The following is a 15,595-nucleotide window of genomic DNA, read 5'->3' as shown; positions in this document are numbered from 1 at the left end:
CAGCCCCTGGGCTGTTTCAAATTGTCGCGATGTCAATGATCCTCAGTCCCCGATCGCTCACCCGCGATGGGAAGTGATCCTTGAGCTTTTCCTCGTGGACGGGGACGAGCCTCAACATGTCGCCGCCCACGCTGTCGAGCATCTCTTCCGCCGCGAGAATGAGATTGGTCTGACTTCCCGTAGCCAGTCCTGGTGGCACGAAGCATGGATCATCCCGATCTCCTCCATGCAGGTTTTCGTAGGTGTAGACAACGTCTCCAGTAAGGACCCATCGGTCCTCTAAGCTTCCGCCGTTGCGAACCACCACGTACTGCGAACCTGCCGTGTGGGTGTCAAAGGCGGGAAGAAGATCGACATTCGGCAGGATATCGAGGGACGCACCATCGAGCACAACCAACCGATTCTTCATTCCAAGATCCACGAGTCTCAGGATATCGGCAGGGTTGATGCCGCCGAGGAGGGATCGAAAACGACGTCCCTTAGACAAGGCCCAAACCCAGCTCTCGATCTCACGCTTCTGGATGTAGAACTTGGCGTTCGGGAAGTAGGCCAGCCCACCCATGTGGTCGAAATGAGCATGAGTAAGGAACACGTGCTGCACATCCTCGGGACGAATGCCGACGGCACCCAAGACCTCAGAAGGCGGGGTCCAGCCGGTGACGCCGATGGCATTGGCGATCTCACCTCCGAAATCCGACTGATCATAGCCCGCATCAACCAAAGCGACCGTGTCGCTGCTGCGCAGAACCACATAGGCAAACGGCAGATTCATGCTTCCGCTATTGTGCCGGCCGTACAGCACCCCGCTTGTCGGATGATTTGGACTGGCTGCGTATTCAAGCACCGTGATGGCATATCTTGTCATTCGGACGCTCCGATCAGATGGTCAGCTCCAAGAGTTAGTTGACCGCAGCACTGCCGCAGATCGATCAAGCCATCGCAACCGCTCGGACTCGCCCGTCGCAGATGGCTCCAGGCCGCAGATAATAATGTCGCCTCGGACGTGGGCTGATATGCCGTCTGGGCGGCTGCCCTGGGCGGCAGCAGCAGATGCAACGCCTGCTTCACATGATGATGCTCGTGCCGCCGCTGCACGGGCACCCGGACCGCTGCAAGAATATCGTACGCATGATCCGGATCGCCCGGTTGGCGCTCGTCTGCCGGATGCGAGGTCCCAACGAAGTCCGCGAGAAGACGAACAGACCGGTCAGTCACAACATCGCGCAGATAGCGGATGACCGGTCCGATGACGATATCGTATTCAGCGACCGCTGAACCCGGCGCAATCCCATCGAAGGGATCGTCGGCACGGAACTGTGCGCTTAGAAAGCTGCTCACAAGGAGCGCCCGCCTTCAGGAACCGGAGCATTCGATGGGATTAGGTTGAATACCCTCAAGTCCTGCCAGAGAGCAGCGGGTATCCGCGCCGAGACAGCGTGGACGTTCTGGGTAACCTCGCTTGTCGACTTCGCGCCCTGAACCACAGTGGCGACAGCGGGATGCGCTTGCACGAACTGGGTTGCGACCGTCGGCAAATCGACACCGTGTCGCTCGCAAACCTTCTCGATCGATCGGACGCGCTCAAGGATAACGCTCGGGACCCGCTGGTAGTCATACGTCGAGGCCGCCGCCTTCGATCCAGCAGCCAAGATGCCCGAATTGTAAATGCCGCCCGCAATCACTGAGACATTCCGCGACCGCAGCTCGTCGAAGTGCCCGTCGAGGGGGGCGTGGTTGAGCAGCGTGTATCGACCTGCGATCAACGCGCAGTCAATTGGAAATTCGCGCGCTACTCCAACAACCGAGTCGGTCTCGTTCACTCCCAAACCGACCGCACCAATAGCACCCGAACTCTTCAGCTCGTCGAGCGCACGGTACCCACTCTCGCGGAGCTGGTTCCAGTAGAATTCTGCCTGATCGCCGTGCCATGCGCGGCCGACGTCGTGGACCAAAAGTATATCGATATAATCGAGGCCCAAACGATGCTGACTGTCCTCGAACGAGCGCATCACGCCGTTGTACGTATAGTCGTACGTGTCTCTGAACGGGAACGGATCAACCCATTCGATGCCATAAACTGTGTCGAGCTTCGGTGTTCGGCTAGCTGGCTTGAGTACCCGGCCGCACTTCGTGCTCACGACAATCTGATCGCGGATGCCGAGGTCGCGGAGAGCGCGGCCGAGGAAATGCTCGGACTTTCCGAGACCGTACATCGGTGCGCAATCGAAGTAGCGCACACCAAGATCGAAGGCTGCCTTGATGACAGCCTCAAATTCGGAATAGGACACCCCGACATTGAACCCGGAAAGAGGCACCGTCCCGAGCCCCGCGGACGTGACGGAAACTTTGGTGCTGCCTAGAGTGCGCCTTTCGAGCGGAAACATAGCTCTTCTCCTATTTGTCTTAGAATGTCAGTCGGACAGTACCGAGGAAGCCCCATTCGGCAGTGGAGCTTCGCTGGGAATTAGGCCTTCGCTCCTGAGGTCCAACCAAAACGCTTGAGGAATTGGCGCCGATATCGAAGCCACGTTCTGCTCGACGTGCGCTGTGGTGAGCGCGCCCTGGACCACCGAAGTCACGGCCGGATGCGCATAAACGAACTGGGAAGCCGCATCGGCCAGCCTCACTTCGTGGCGCTCGCAAATGACCTCCAGCGCCTTTACTCGGCGCACGATGGATTCAGGAGCGGCCTGGTAGTCGTATGTCCGTGTCAGCGCATTTCCCCGGCTACCTTCCGCCAGGATACCTGAATTATAGACGCCCCCCGCGATGATGCCCATGCCGCGACGCCGGGCTTCCGGGAAGAAGTCGGTCAACGGTGCATGGTTCAGGAGCGTGTAACGTCCCGCTACGAGCGAGCAATCAAGATCGAACTCCGCAGCCACTTCAAGCACCGAAGCCGTTTCGTTCACGCCGAGACCGATGGCCTTGACCGCTCCCGAGCGACGGAGTTCGTCGCACGCGCGGTATCCGGTTTCTCGGAGCTGCCTCAGGTATGTCGGATAGCTTTCGCGATGCCAGACTCCGCTGACGTCGTGCAGGAAGAGGATGTCGATGTGGTCGAGCCCCATGCGCTGCTGGCTGTCCTCGAAGGACCGCATGATGCCGTCGTAGCTGTAGTCATATTCATCGACGAAAGGCAGCGGATCGACCCAATTGATTCCATACAGGCTCTCCGCACGCGCGGAGCGGCTGGCCGGCTTCAGGAGCCGTCCGGCTTTGGTACTCACAACCACCTCGGAGCGCAGGCCATGAACGCGGAGCACATGGCCGAGGAAATGCTCGGACTTCCCGAGGCCGTAGAGCGGTGCAACGTCGAAGTACCGTACACCCAGCGCGTAAGCCTTCAAGATCACAGCCTCGAACGTCTCGAAGCTCACCGGCACGCCACAGCCGCCGAGCGGCGAGGTTCCGAGCCCAAGCGCGGTCAAGTTCACGCGTCCGTTCGGAAGCGCTCTCTTCTCCAGAGCCACCATATCGAAAAATCCCTATGTGAGGATTGGCGCGCACGACGGCGTCCCGCATGCGCGCCAATCGAAGCTACATGTACTTGGCGACGTTCGACGAATCCAAGAGCAGCCACGGAACGACGTAGTCCTTCTCGGTGCCGCCCTTCCATTCCATCAACGAGTTCCAGATTTCCGACTGAGGCTTGTAGCTGTCACCCTTGATGGCGCGCAGAGCGAGATCGACCGCGCCCTGGCCTTCAGCGCGCGCGTACTTATACAGCGTCACGGTCATCTCGCCCTTCCGCACGGCGCGCTTGCCATCGGGAATGCCGTCAATCGCAAGCACCGGAACCGATTTGAAATCGACCTTGGCACTCCTCATGGCTTCGATCGCACCGAGCGCCATCTCGTCGTTCTCGGCGAGCACGGCATTGATCTTGCCGGGGTGCGCGAGCAACCAGTTCTCCATGAGAGCCTGGCCCTCGGCTCTGCTCCAGTTTCCGGACTTGCTGGCGAGCAGTTTCAGCTTCGGAAACTTGGCCAAGCCCGCGTCGACACCTGCCTTACGTTCGATCTGTGCCGACTGGCCGATCGGTCCCTCCATAAGAACGACATTGCCGCCGTTGGGCAGCAGCTTGCCAAGTTCTTCCCCAATGATACGCCCCCCCTCGGTGTCGTTGACAATGATGGAGGCGGTATAGCCCTTCGACGCGGTCTTCAGGGCCGACACGATCACCGGAATGCCTGCGGCGATCGCCTTGTCGATAGCCGGCGCCGACGCTTGGAGATCGAATGGCGCCATGATGATGGCATTGAATTTTTGCGTGATGGCCGTATCGATCTGATTCGCTTGGACGAGTGGATCGTACTTGCCGTCGAAAATCGTGACCGCAACAGAGCCATCCTTGACGGCAGGATGGTTCTGGATCTCGCTGGACCAGGCCTTCATGTACTCGCCGGATTCTCCGAACGACAAGGCGGCGATCCGAATCTTGCTTTGAGCAAAGGCCGTACCGGTCGACAGAATCATTGCAGCAGCGGCAAAACCCGCCAACGTCGATCTACGCGTAACCTTCATCGTCTCCTCCGATTGAGATGTAGTCAGCTAACAATTGCCCGTGTGGGCGTTACAGCCGCCTTCCACGGTCTGTAATCGTCTTCGCAGTATCACTTGCGAAATTGGTCGAGCATGACGGCAACGATGATGATCGCGCCCTTGAGAAGCTGCTGGTAGTAGGAAGACACTCCCATCAGATCCATGCCGTTGTTGATCGTTCCGATGATGAGAGCGCCGAACAGCGTCCCGATCAGCGAGCCTCGGCCGCCCGCAAGGCTGGTCCCGCCGATCACCACCGCCGCTATGGCGTCGAGTTCGTAACCGATGCCAGCCTGAGGAAGTGCGGCGGTGGTGCGGGACGTGAGCACCAGGCCGGCTAATCCGGCGAGCAGGCCCGAGATGACGTAGGTGGATGCGACCACGGTCCGCGTGGAGATGCCGCTCGTCCTGGCCGCCTTCTCGTTTCCTCCAACGGCGTACACGTAACGGCCGAAGGTCGTGTAAGAGAGGACGATCCACCCGATGGCGAACACAAGGAAGAGGATCAAGACCGGCACGGGAACGCCCGCCACGCTGCCGCCACCGATCCAGCGGAACGACTCGGAAAGGTTGGGAACGGGGCGCCCGTCGGAAAAAATGAGGGTCATGCCGCGGGCCATGCTCAGCATGCCAAGGGTTGCGACGAACGGGGGCACGTTGAAGCTTGTCACGATCACCCCGTTCACCAGGCCAAGTGCCGCGCCGGTCCCCGCTCCAGCAAGGATCGCCCACAACACAAAATGCTGGTTGGTCGAGGTCACAAGGCTGGCAGCGATCATGCCGGCTAGAGCCATTACCGAGCCGACTGAAAGGTCTATGCCCTTTGTGAGAATGACGAACGTCACGCCGATCGCCAGAATGCCGTTGATCGACGATTGCCGCAACAGATTCACCCAGTTCAGCCAGGTCATGAAGTATTCGTTGGCTACGGCAAAGAACGCCGAGATCACCACGAACACGATGACGATGCTGAACGATTTCAAGTAGGGCCCCACAGCCGCAATCTTTCTGGATCTGACATCCGTTGTGACGTTGCTCATTGTGTTGGCCACCATGTCCACTCCTCGCTTCGACGGCACACGTGCCAGTTTTCGAGAATTGATCGATCTGCCTTAGCTCGCGAGGTCGGTCAGCATCTGCTGGGAGGTCTTGCGCCCGTCCACGACATGATCGAGCCGTCCCTGCCGAAAGACGGCAATACGATCGCTGATCTGGAGTATCTCCGGCGCTTCCGATGAGACGACGAGCACCCCATTGCCCTTCGCAGCGAACTCGCGGAGAAAGGCATAGATCTCCTGCTTGGACCCCTCATCGATGCCACGCGTCGGCTCGTCGCAGATCAGCAAGCGCGGGTTGGTGAGGAGGCAGCGGGCGAACACCACTTTCTGCTGGTTTCCGCCGCTGAGCGTTTCCACAGCGACATGTGGGGAAGCCGCCTTGATCCGGTTCAACCGCATCATCCGATCGGTCGCCGCGGCCTCCGCCTTGCGGCGAACGAAGCCGCTCACGGCGCGGAGTGCCAGCGACGATAAGGCGATGTTGTGCGCGATGGATCCGCAAAGGACGAGACCAACGTCCTTCCGATCCTCGGGGACCATGGCCATGCCCTGCCGGATGCATTTCTTGGGATTGCCTGGATCCACTCTTTTCCCATCGAGGAAGACTTCCCCCTCGGACGGGGCGTGGATGCCATAGACCGTCTCCAGAAACTCCGTCCGGCCTGAACCAAGCAAACCGTAGATGCCCAAAATCTCTCCGGCGGCAACATTGACGGAGATATTCTTGAAGTGAGAGCCGCGCGACAACGAACGCACTTCGAGCAGGATCGGTGCGCCCTCGTTCGGCTGCCACTTTTCGACCGTCTTGATTTCGTGACCGACGATCTGCGTGACGAGATGATTTCGGTCGATCGAGGAAATAGGGCCGCTCTCGATGAAGCGCCCATCGCGGAAGACTGTGTATTCGTCCGCGATCTCGAAGATCTCGGTCAACTTGTGCGACACGTAGACGATTCCAGATCCACGCGCCTTTATCCGCTTGAGCGCATTGAACAGGATGTGCACCTCGTGCTCGCCGATCGCCGAGGTCGGCTCGTCCATGATGACGATGTCCGCCCGATAGCTAAGCGCCTTGGCGATTTCGACGAGTTGAACCTGGGCTAGGCTCAGGTCTCGCATGCAGGCGTCGACTGGAACGTCGAACTCGAGGTCGTCGAGAAGCTGCTTTGCGGTGCGCCGCATCTTCGGGAAATCGACGAGGAGACCACCGATCTTCGGCTCCCGCCCCAGATAGATGTTCTCGGCAACGGTCATCTCGGGGACTGGAGACAGTTCCTGTGTGATTATCGCAACGCCATGCCGCAGAGCATCGGCGGCACTTCTGAAGTCGACGGGGACTCCCTCGATGCGGATGCTGCCTTCGTCGCGGTGCAGCAAACCCATCACAATGTTCAGAAACGTCGACTTACCGGCGCCATTGCCACCGCAGAGGGCGTGCACAGTCCCACGCTTGACGGTCAGCCACCCGTCACGCAGCGCCGGAACTCCGTTGAAAGACTTGGCGATTCCTTCCGCAACCAGCAGCGGCTGATCGTGCAGCCCGATGGCCGCGTCATCGCGCCCTTCCGCTCCTGCCCCGGACAACGAATGCATTGATTTCCTCCAGCGGACGTCTTCGCGTCCTGCGCTGGAGATATGAGGTCATACCTTATACCTATTGTCAACAGAGATCATACCTCCTACCTTGTGGATGTTCGTTGGTTTGATCTGGTCGCGCGATGGCTTATGTGGTCGCAATGCGACGGCGGAAATGAGAGCTGCGAGCGACCGATGGAGCATATGGAGAACAAGAAGCTACCCACGCGTGTCGAAGTCGCGCTGAATTACATCACCGGTGAAATTGCCAAGGGAAATTTGAACCCAGGGGACAAGCTGCCCAACGAGAAGGAGCTTGCAGAAAAGCTTGGCATCAGCCGCACCCCTATCCGCGAGGCCATGAAGACGCTTGCGGTCTCAGGACTTATCGAAACACGGCATGGGCACGGCAACTACATTCGCAAGGATGAAGGCACTGCCGTGATGCCGCTGATGATGTTCCAGCTCTATCTTCAGGATTCTTCACCTGAGATGCTGATGGAGCTCCGCTACATTTTCGATCGAAACTGCGCAGAACTGGCTTCGATCAGGCGCACAGATCTTGATCTGGCAATTATGCGCGAAAGCATCGACCGCCTGAAGGCTCTCTCCGAGGATCCCAATTCGCCAATCGAGAAGCTGCTGGAGGCCGACCTTGATTTTCATCGCGCTGTCTATGCGGCAGCGGGCAACAAACTCATCGTGGTGATCGCTGACTTCGTCCTGAACATGGTCGCTCCTTGGGTTCGCAAATCGCTGGAGGTCAGCGGGCGCTATCGCGCCGTTGGGCTGCACGAGAAGATGTACGCAATGATCCACGATCAGAAGACAGGTTTGCTCAGCCGAGCAAGCGTCGAGGCGAACATGGAGCACTTCATGTCGTCTCTGAAGATTCCGACAGCGTAACTTCAGGCGGAGTCAGGTTGCGCTTCGGTCACTTGCGCCCGGCTCGGCAAGAGCGCGCTCTAACGATTTATCGCTCCGCAAAGACGACCGCGCAGGCTCCGTCGCGGATCTGTTACGCAACGGACGTCTCTCATGATCGCAAGCCTGAGCTTAATTCTGCTCTGCCAGCTGGCCGGCGAAGCGATTGTGCGAGGCCTCAACCTGCCGATGCCGGGACCGGTGCTCGGCCTCTCATTCTTGCTGCTTCTTCTCTTGACGCGCGATCGCTACGCTGGGCTCCGCCGAGGCCCTTTGCACAACGATGCCGTCGAGAGCACGGGCCGCGGCCTGCTCGCGCATCTATCTCTTTTATTTATTCCTGCCGGCGTCGGCGTTGTGCAGAGGCTCGACCTGGTTGTCGAACATGGTGTCGGAATCCTGCTGACGCTGGCTGCGTCGGTGGTCGTTACTTTGCTCGTGACAGTCGCCACATTCCTCGCGGTCAGCCACCTACTCGCGAGAAGACAGGCAAAGCAATGAACGAACATCCATTCTCTCTTTGGGTTTATCTCTCGCAGTCGCCTCTCCTCTGGCTGACCGTTACGCTCTCCGTCTATGCCATCACAGACGCCCTCTCGCTTGCGACGCATCGCCATCCGCTGGCAAATCCGGTCCTTCACTCAATCTGGATCATCGGCGGATTCTTGATCATGACGGGCACTTCTTACACCACGTACTTTTCCGGCGCGCAGTTTGTGCATTTCCTGCTCGGCCCGGCTACAGTGGCACTCGCCATACCGCTCTATGATCACCGCAAACGTGTCATAGCTGCGATCGTTCCGATGCTGATCTCGCTGGTCGCCGGCTCTATCACAGCCATCGTCTCCGTCGTTCTGTTCGCCCGGGCCTTTGGTCTGCCACAGGCGGTCATCCTCTCGCTGGCGCCGAAATCGGTCACTGCCGGCGTCGCCATGGGTATCAGCGAATCCCTGCGCGGCGATGCATCTCTGACGGCGGTGTCAGTCGTCCTCACCGGCATAATGGGAGCCATCATTGTCACTCCGCTCATGAATCGGATAGCCGTCACTGATTTCCGCGCTCGCGGTTTCGCGGTCGGCATCGCGGCGCACGGCATCGGCACAGCACGCGCGTTTCAAGTCGACGAAGTGGCCGGCGTTTTTTCTGGCATCGCCATGGGCCTGAATGCGCTTGTAACGTCGTTGCTGGTGCCGCTGGCGGTAACATTGCTGCTGCACTGATTGTCGATGCCAGAGGGTATCGACGTGCAGCTTGAAGCGTCGAAGGCAGCAGGAGAACTGATTCGTCTCCAAGGATAGACGTTGGCGTCCTCACGGCTCGCAATGCCGCTGGGGCGGAGGCATGCTTGTCGGCATCCAAATTTCCCCCCACGCAGAGAACATTCGGCTGGCAAGCTATCGCAAACTACGGTTGTTCAGGCGACGAGTGGCCGTCAACTAAAGTGACCGCGCGAAATTGGTAAAGAACTCATCTGCCAGTTTCTTGGCCGAACCGTTGACAAGTCGCTGCCCCAGTTGCGCAAGCTTTCCGCCGATTTGCGCCTCGACCTGATACGTCAAAAGGGTGCCATTGTCTCGCTCGAGAAGCCTGACCTTTGCGCCGCCCTTTGCGAAGCCCGCGACGCCGCCCTCGCCTTCTCCGGCGATATTGTAGCTGTTCGGCGGGTCGAGGTCGGTCAGAGTGACCTTGCCTCTAAACCGCGCCGAAACAGGCCCCACCTTCATCTTTGCGACTGCGCGAAATCCTTGACGGTCGATCTCCTCGAGTTCCTCGCATCCGGGAATGCAGGCTTTCAGAACGGCGGGATCGTTCAGTTTGGCCCAAACGACCTCCCTTGGGGCAGCGAGCCGGATTTCACCTGTCATTGTCATAGCCATTGTCGTCTCCCAAAAGGTCGCGCCGAACCGCTCTCGCCCCTCAATCGCGAACTGGCGCAAATACTCTGGCCATGTAGGTGGAAAGATCGTTTTCGATCTCCGCCCGCGATGTCGACGAAATGCCGGCAAGCGCCTTGGCCAGCTCCTTCTTGAAGTCGATCTGCATCGAGCGCGCGATCTGGATCCGTTGCGCCTGCGGCGAACCCGCGCCATGCATGGATTCCGTGAGATATCCCACCGCGTTTCTGCCCAGCGTCATGTTCTCGACCAGGCGCAGAACACGAATCCTGTCCTCCGTCGCAATCTCCGGCCGGCCTTTCAGATACTTTTCAATCAGAGGACCGATCGTCTCATGGCGCAGCTCGCGTTCCGACGGCAAAGTCACCATCAGTCCGCCGGCGAGATCCTGCGCCAGCCGGCCGATCTCGTAAGGCAAGCGCGTGACGTGATGCTTGCAGACGTTCGCGAGCATCTCGTCCGGCAGGAACGCCCCGGAATCCATCGCGATCCCCTGATGGCTCGCGGCAATGCCCGCGCCATAGATGGTTTCGTTGAGATGGGTCATCTCGACCAGCTTGTCGCGGACATGAGAGGCGCGATCGACGCCATTGTAGTCTGCGATCGTCGCCGCCGCGCCGATCAGGACGTCGCCGACGCCGGTCTTGCAGACGTAGCTGCGGCGATGATAGCAGGTGAAGCGTTCGACCAGCGTAGATGCGAATTCCACTTCACCGTCCATGAAGACATGTTCGGCCGGGATGAACACATCCTGGAAGACGATCATGGCTTCCTGGCCGGCAAACCGCGCATTGCCCGCGTCGATGTCGCCCTCTTCGGCGCTGCGCGCATCGCAGGATTGCCGGCCGTAGATGTAGGTGATGCCCTCGGCATCGACCGGGAGCGCAGCGACGATGGCGTAGTCCTTGTCGTCCGGCTCCAATCTCATTGTCGGCATGACGACCAGCCAATGCGAGTTCAGGCAGCCTGTCTGATGCGCCTTGGCCCCGCTGATATAGACCCCTTGCGCGGTACGCCGCGTAACATGCACGAAGAGATCGGGATCTGATTGCTGCGAAGGCGATTTACCGCGATCGCCTTTCACGTCGGTCATCGCGCCGCCGATCACAAGATTTGACCGTTGAACGCGTGCGAGAAAGTCCTTGAAGCGGTCGTGGTAGAATGTGCCGTGCTTCCGGTCCAGATCATGAGTCACGGAGTGCAGCGCGTTCAGCGCGTCCATGCCGACGCAGCGCTGAAAGCAGGTGCCGGTCAACTGTCCGAGCCGGCGCTGCATCTTGTTCTGCATGACCAGATCCGCTGGGCTGGTCGCGATATGCACGAAGCGGTTGATACGCTCGCCGGTCAGTGGCGACGTCGCCGACGCCAGCTCGGGATTGTCGTTGGCAAGATCGTATGTCTCCGCCACGGCGTTGATTGAGGGCCGGATGATCGGGTGGTCGACCGGTTCGGCGACCTCTTCGCCCATCAGATAGACCTTGAGCTTCCGGCCCCTCAGGCTTGCGACATAATCGACGCCGCTGCGGATCGGCTCCCGAGCGAGTGTGGCAAGACCATCGACAGCGACATCCTGATCCATCAAGGTCACCCCTTCTTGACCAGCGGGCAGAGGCTGTCCTTGAGCGGTCGGAACGCCTGCTCGCCCGGGATCACCTCGCGCAGCTTGTAGAAATCCCACTCGCCCTTGGACTCGGACGGCTGCTTCACCTCGTACACATACATGTCGTGCACCATGCGCCCGTCCTCGCGGATCCGACCATTCTTGGCGAAGAAGTCGTTGATCGGCATCTCGCGCATCTTGCTCATCACGGCCTTGGCCTCGTCGGTGCCCGCGGCCTCGATCGCCTTGAGATAGTGCATGGTCGACGAATAGTCGCCGGCGTCGCCCATGTGCGGCATGCGCTTCATGCGTTCATAGAAGCGCTTCGACCATGCGCGCGTCTCGTCGTCGCGATCCCAATAGAAGGCATTCGTCAACACGAGCCCCTGCGCCGTCCGCAGGCCGAGGCTCTTGATATCGGTGATCCATACCAGCAATCCGGCCAGCGTCTGGCCGCCCTTCGTGATCCCGAACTCCTGTGCCGACTTGATCGAATTGACGAGGACATTGCCTGAGCCTGCGAGGCCGATCACCTGGGCTTTTGACGATTGTGCCTGGAGCAGGAATGAGGATTGGTCGAAGGCCTCGATCGGGTATCGGGTCGATCCGATCACCTCGCCGCCCAGGCTCTTCACGACCGCAGTGGTGTCGCCTTCCAGTGCGTGTCCAAAGGCGTAGTCCGCCGTCAGGAAGTACCAGCTCTTCTGACCGGCCTTCATCAGCGCGCTGCCCGTACCGCGGGCGAGCGCGTAAGTGTCGTACGCATAGTGAACACTGTTGGGCGTGCAGGCGTCATTGGTGAGGCGTGACGAACCGGAGCCGTTGATGATGGCGATCCTGTTCTTCTGCTGCGCAAGCTGGGAGACGGTGAGCGCGATCGAGGAATTGATCAAATTGGCGACCATGTCGACATGATCGACGTCGAACCATTTGCGCGCGAGCCCCGAGGCCGTATCCGGCTTGTTCTGGTGGTCGGCGACCAGCACCTCGATCGGCTTGCCCAGCACCTTGCCGCCGAAATCCTCGACCGCCATTTTCACTGCCGTCACGGACCCCTCACCGGATTCGTGAGAGAACTGGCCGGACATATCGGTCAGCACGCCGATCTTCACGGCATCGTCGGAAACCGCAGCCGGCTGCGCGGCGACATGGCTTGCGAAGGCGACCGTCGCTGCGGCTGCGATCAAGATTGTCTGCACTCCAGCCTTCATGACGCTCCTCCCTTGAAAAATGCGGCGCGGTGCGATCCGCTTCGTGACATGCATAACTAGACTTGTGTTACATGCGTAACTAGACTAATTTTTCGAGGGAGTCAATCGCACCGATGTGTTAAACGAGCCAAGCTTGCGAAGCGGCCCTTGAATGGTGACTGCGAATACCGGATTTCCGAGACATGCCAGCCGCCGCCAAGGCCCAGCCCACGAGACCATCCCCCCGAGCGACGCCGAAGCCGGCCAAAAGCCAGGCCGGCGCGATCAGGCGCGAACGAAGTTGTTCTGTGGCGCGCACGTTGGATATCGTGTCCGACGCCTGGGCTTTCCTGATCATCCGGGAGGCGTTCTTCGGCACGCAAACCTTCGAGGCATTCCGTGCGGCGCTTGGCATTCCCAGGGCGACACTGACTGATCGTCTGAGGAAACTCACGCAGCTCGCAATCTTCCGGCAAGTCGCGCCCGGATCGTCGCTACGCAAGGAATATCGCCTGACCAAAATGGGCTTCGATCTCTATCCGAGTTTCATCGCCTTGATGCAGTTCGGCGATCGCTGGCTCGCAGGCGGCAAGCCCGCGCCACTGACGCTGGTACACGTCAGCTGCGGTTGCGACAGTCACCCGATCGTCGCCTGCTCGCATTGTGGCGAAAGCGTCGCCGCGCGCGATGCCAAGTACCGCGATGGACCGGGCGCCGGGCGCCACCCCGCCAAGGCCGGCCGCAACACAAGAAGAGCCTCCGACGGCAACCGCTTTCAGCTCGGCCGCCCAAGCTCTGTCTCGCGAGCGCTCGAGATCATTGGCGACAAATGGAGCTTCATGGTCGTGCGCGAGGGCTTCTTCGGCAATCGGCGCTACGACAAGATCCTCACCGAACTCGAGATCGCGCCGAATATCCTGACGGATCGACTCAACCGCCTCGTCGCCAGCGGCGTGTTGCGCCGGCGGCAATACCAGAGCTCGCCGGATCGCTATGAATATCTTCTCACCGACATGGGGCGCGACCTCTACGGACCCTTCATCACGATGTTGCAGTGGGGCGATCGTTGGCTCTCCAAGGGCAAGCCGCCCCTGCTACTCACCCACCTCTCCTGCGGGCACGATTTCCATGCGTCCGTGAATTGCGACCGCTGCAAGCAGCCGATCGTCGCCGCCGACATGCGCTACAGGCTGACATACGATCCCAAGGCGTTTGGCGCCCTGGGACCGCGTTCTGTCGATTCATAGCCTGCCGTCTGTTCTAAGTGCGGCGCAACGCCTCGACCAGCTTGAAGCGCATGATCTTCCCCGAGCCTGTGCGCGGAATCTCGGAGACGAGATGAGTCGCTTCGGGAATCTTGTAGGATGAAAGATGGGCCCTGCAATGGTCCATCAGTGACGCAACATCCAGCTCATCGGCTTTGGCCACCACGAACAGGCACGGCACTTCACCGAGCGTCGCGTGCCTGATGCCGACAACGGCACAATCGGTCACCTGCGGATGCCGCACCACAACCTCCTCGATCTCGGCCGGCGCGATATTCTGGCCGCCGCGGATGATCAGCTCCTTGATCCGGCCGGTGATCGTCAGATAGCCGCTGGCGTCCGACTTCGCGAGATCGCCCGTATGGTACCAGCCCTTTCGCAGGGCGGAGGCCGTCTCCGCTGGCTTGTTGTGATAGCCGTGCATCAGGTTCGGCCCGCGCACGATCAACTCGCCCTCTTCACCGATCGGGACATCCTCAAGCGAGGATGGATCGACGATCCGCACGGCAAGACCCGGTACCGGCAATCCGCACGATCCCATCGGCCGTGCGCCGTGCAGCCAGTTCATCGTGACCATCGTGGACGTTTCGGTGATGCCGTATCCGTCCAGCAGCCGTGTTCTGAAGTGCTTCTCAAAGACGTTGTTCAGGGCGGCCGGCATGATGGCGCCGGCGGAGATGCACAGCCGGACCGAGTCGAGGCGTTGGATGCCGGCTTCCTGCGCGCGATGCAGGAGATAATGGAACATCGTCGGCACGCCGGGCAGGATCGAGTATTTTCCCGTCTGCAAAAGATCGAGCGCCTGCTGCGGCGAAAACTTCTCCATGATGTGCTCGCTCGCGCCGACCGCGAGCACGCTGAGCACCGACAGATTGAGACCGTAGGAGTGGAACAGCGGAAGAGCTGACAGAACGACATCCTTGTCGGTCAGCTCGCAGATCGGCGCCCAGCACGCCGCGGCGATCCACAGCATGCCACGCAACGACAGGAGCACGCCCTTGGCGCGGCCCGTGGTACCGGATGTGTAGATGATAAAAGAGGAACGATCGATATCGTCGGGGTCGAGCGGCTTCGCGGCGCTCTCTGTTGCAAGGTCCGCCAGCGCGATGCCGGCCCGAGCCGCTTCCGCGCCGGCAAAGGTCACGATCGGCGCAATTCCGGCGTCACTGCAGATCTTCGCGATTAGTTCCTTCCTCGCCGCGGCCATGATGATCATGCTGCAGCCGGCATCGGTCAGGCGATAACTAATCTCGCCTTCCGCCGCGTCGAAGCTGATGGGCACGACCACCGCCCCGGCACGCAATGCCGCGAAGCAGGCTTCGATCCAGTCGACGCCATTGGGTAGATAGATCGCAACCTTGTTGCCCTCTCGCAGACCGGCCTTCGCCAGGTTTACCGCGATCGAGGCGGTACGCGTCGCAAGTTCCGCGTAGGTGACGGACCGCGATGAATCCCAGTACGCGACCTGTCCGGGCCGCTGTTTGGCATGACGATCAAGGAGCGTCGCGATCGACGCAATCAGATCAACGTGCAGCATCGTCGT

The 15,595-nt window shown here is 60.0% G+C and carries 15 protein-coding genes; 4 read left to right on the top strand and 11 right to left on the bottom strand.

Annotation, left to right across the window (positions count from 1 at the left end):
* Positions 1-16 precede the first annotated feature (16 nt).
* From QJT82_RS39695 to QJT82_RS39665, 7 genes are all read right to left on the bottom strand, one after another.
* A complete protein-coding gene (locus tag QJT82_RS39695) occupies positions 17-865 on the bottom strand; it encodes an N-acyl homoserine lactonase family protein (RefSeq protein WP_038376684.1) in 849 nt (282 codons plus the stop codon).
* A complete protein-coding gene (locus QJT82_RS39690) occupies positions 862-1,338 on the bottom strand; it encodes a hypothetical protein (protein ID WP_125459192.1) in 477 nt (158 codons plus the stop codon). Before QJT82_RS39690 ends, QJT82_RS39695 begins: the two co-directional genes overlap by 4 nt.
* The gene (locus tag QJT82_RS39685; protein ID WP_016847712.1) at positions 1,335-2,384 is read right to left on the bottom strand and encodes an aldo/keto reductase; all 1,050 of its coding nucleotides are present in this window, start codon (positions 2,382-2,384) and stop codon (positions 1,335-1,337) included. The genes QJT82_RS39690 and QJT82_RS39685 overlap by 4 nt, the downstream gene beginning before the upstream one ends.
* A 27-nt stretch (positions 2,385-2,411) precedes the next feature.
* Positions 2,412-3,476 (bottom strand): aldo/keto reductase, encoded by a 1,065-nt coding sequence (locus QJT82_RS39680; protein ID WP_016847711.1) that lies wholly within the window; start codon positions 3,474-3,476, stop codon positions 2,412-2,414.
* A 64-nt stretch (positions 3,477-3,540) separates the two neighbouring features.
* Positions 3,541-4,527 (bottom strand): substrate-binding domain-containing protein, encoded by a 987-nt coding sequence (locus tag QJT82_RS39675; RefSeq protein ID WP_050994298.1) that lies wholly within the window; start codon positions 4,525-4,527, stop codon positions 3,541-3,543.
* An 89-nt stretch (positions 4,528-4,616) separates the two neighbouring features.
* Complete coding sequence (locus tag QJT82_RS39670) at positions 4,617-5,585, bottom strand: ABC transporter permease (RefSeq protein ID WP_077231027.1); 969 nt, start codon at positions 5,583-5,585, stop codon at positions 4,617-4,619.
* A gap of 72 nt (positions 5,586-5,657) precedes the next feature.
* Positions 5,658-7,196: a sugar ABC transporter ATP-binding protein gene (locus QJT82_RS39665; protein ID WP_016847708.1), complete on the bottom strand. Its 1,539-nt coding sequence runs from the start codon at positions 7,194-7,196 to the stop codon at positions 5,658-5,660.
* A gap of 186 nt (positions 7,197-7,382) precedes the next feature.
* On the opposite strand from QJT82_RS39665, the gene QJT82_RS39660 reads away from it, so the two are divergent.
* From QJT82_RS39660 to QJT82_RS39650, 3 genes are all read left to right on the top strand, one after another.
* Positions 7,383-8,084: a GntR family transcriptional regulator gene (locus tag QJT82_RS39660; protein WP_244436043.1), complete on the top strand. Its 702-nt coding sequence runs from the start codon at positions 7,383-7,385 to the stop codon at positions 8,082-8,084.
* 132 nt (positions 8,085-8,216) lie between these two features.
* Positions 8,217-8,603 carry a CidA/LrgA family protein gene (locus QJT82_RS39655; RefSeq protein WP_016847706.1) on the top strand — a complete coding sequence of 129 codons (387 nt, stop codon included), beginning with the start codon at positions 8,217-8,219 and terminating at the stop codon, positions 8,601-8,603.
* Positions 8,600-9,322 carry an LrgB family protein gene (locus QJT82_RS39650; protein WP_016847705.1) on the top strand — a complete coding sequence of 241 codons (723 nt, stop codon included), beginning with the start codon at positions 8,600-8,602 and terminating at the stop codon, positions 9,320-9,322. The genes QJT82_RS39655 and QJT82_RS39650 overlap by 4 nt, the downstream gene beginning before the upstream one ends.
* 216 nt (positions 9,323-9,538) lie before the next feature.
* Here QJT82_RS39650 and QJT82_RS39645 read toward each other — a convergent pair whose 3' ends face one another.
* The 3 genes from QJT82_RS39645 to QJT82_RS39635 are packed head-to-tail and all read right to left on the bottom strand — an operon-like array spanning position 9,539 to position 12,808.
* Positions 9,539-9,979: a carbon monoxide dehydrogenase subunit G gene (locus QJT82_RS39645; RefSeq protein WP_038376682.1), complete on the bottom strand. Its 441-nt coding sequence runs from the start codon at positions 9,977-9,979 to the stop codon at positions 9,539-9,541.
* A gap of 40 nt (positions 9,980-10,019) precedes the next feature.
* Positions 10,020-11,576, bottom strand: a complete 1,557-nt coding sequence (locus QJT82_RS39640) for a 4-hydroxyphenylacetate 3-hydroxylase N-terminal domain-containing protein (protein ID WP_016847703.1) — start codon at positions 11,574-11,576, stop codon at positions 10,020-10,022.
* 5 nt (positions 11,577-11,581) lie between these two features.
* Complete coding sequence (locus QJT82_RS39635) at positions 11,582-12,808, bottom strand: ABC transporter substrate-binding protein (protein WP_016847702.1); 1,227 nt, start codon at positions 12,806-12,808, stop codon at positions 11,582-11,584.
* Positions 12,809-13,095: 287 nt separating this feature from the next.
* On the opposite strand from QJT82_RS39635, the gene QJT82_RS39630 reads away from it, so the two are divergent.
* Positions 13,096-14,034: a helix-turn-helix domain-containing protein gene (locus tag QJT82_RS39630; RefSeq protein WP_244436044.1), complete on the top strand. Its 939-nt coding sequence runs from the start codon at positions 13,096-13,098 to the stop codon at positions 14,032-14,034.
* Between the two features lie 13 nt (positions 14,035-14,047).
* On the opposite strand, the gene QJT82_RS39625 is transcribed toward QJT82_RS39630, so the two are convergent.
* Complete coding sequence (locus QJT82_RS39625; RefSeq protein ID WP_016847700.1) at positions 14,048-15,589, bottom strand: AMP-binding protein; 1,542 nt, start codon at positions 15,587-15,589, stop codon at positions 14,048-14,050.
* Positions 15,590-15,595 lie beyond the last annotated feature (6 nt).

Source organism: Bradyrhizobium sp. Mp19 (assembly GCF_029952935.1).
In the GTDB taxonomy this organism is placed as follows: Bacteria; Pseudomonadota; Alphaproteobacteria; order Rhizobiales; family Xanthobacteraceae; genus Bradyrhizobium; species Bradyrhizobium elkanii.
This window is presented reverse-complemented; position numbering and strand designations above follow the sequence as displayed.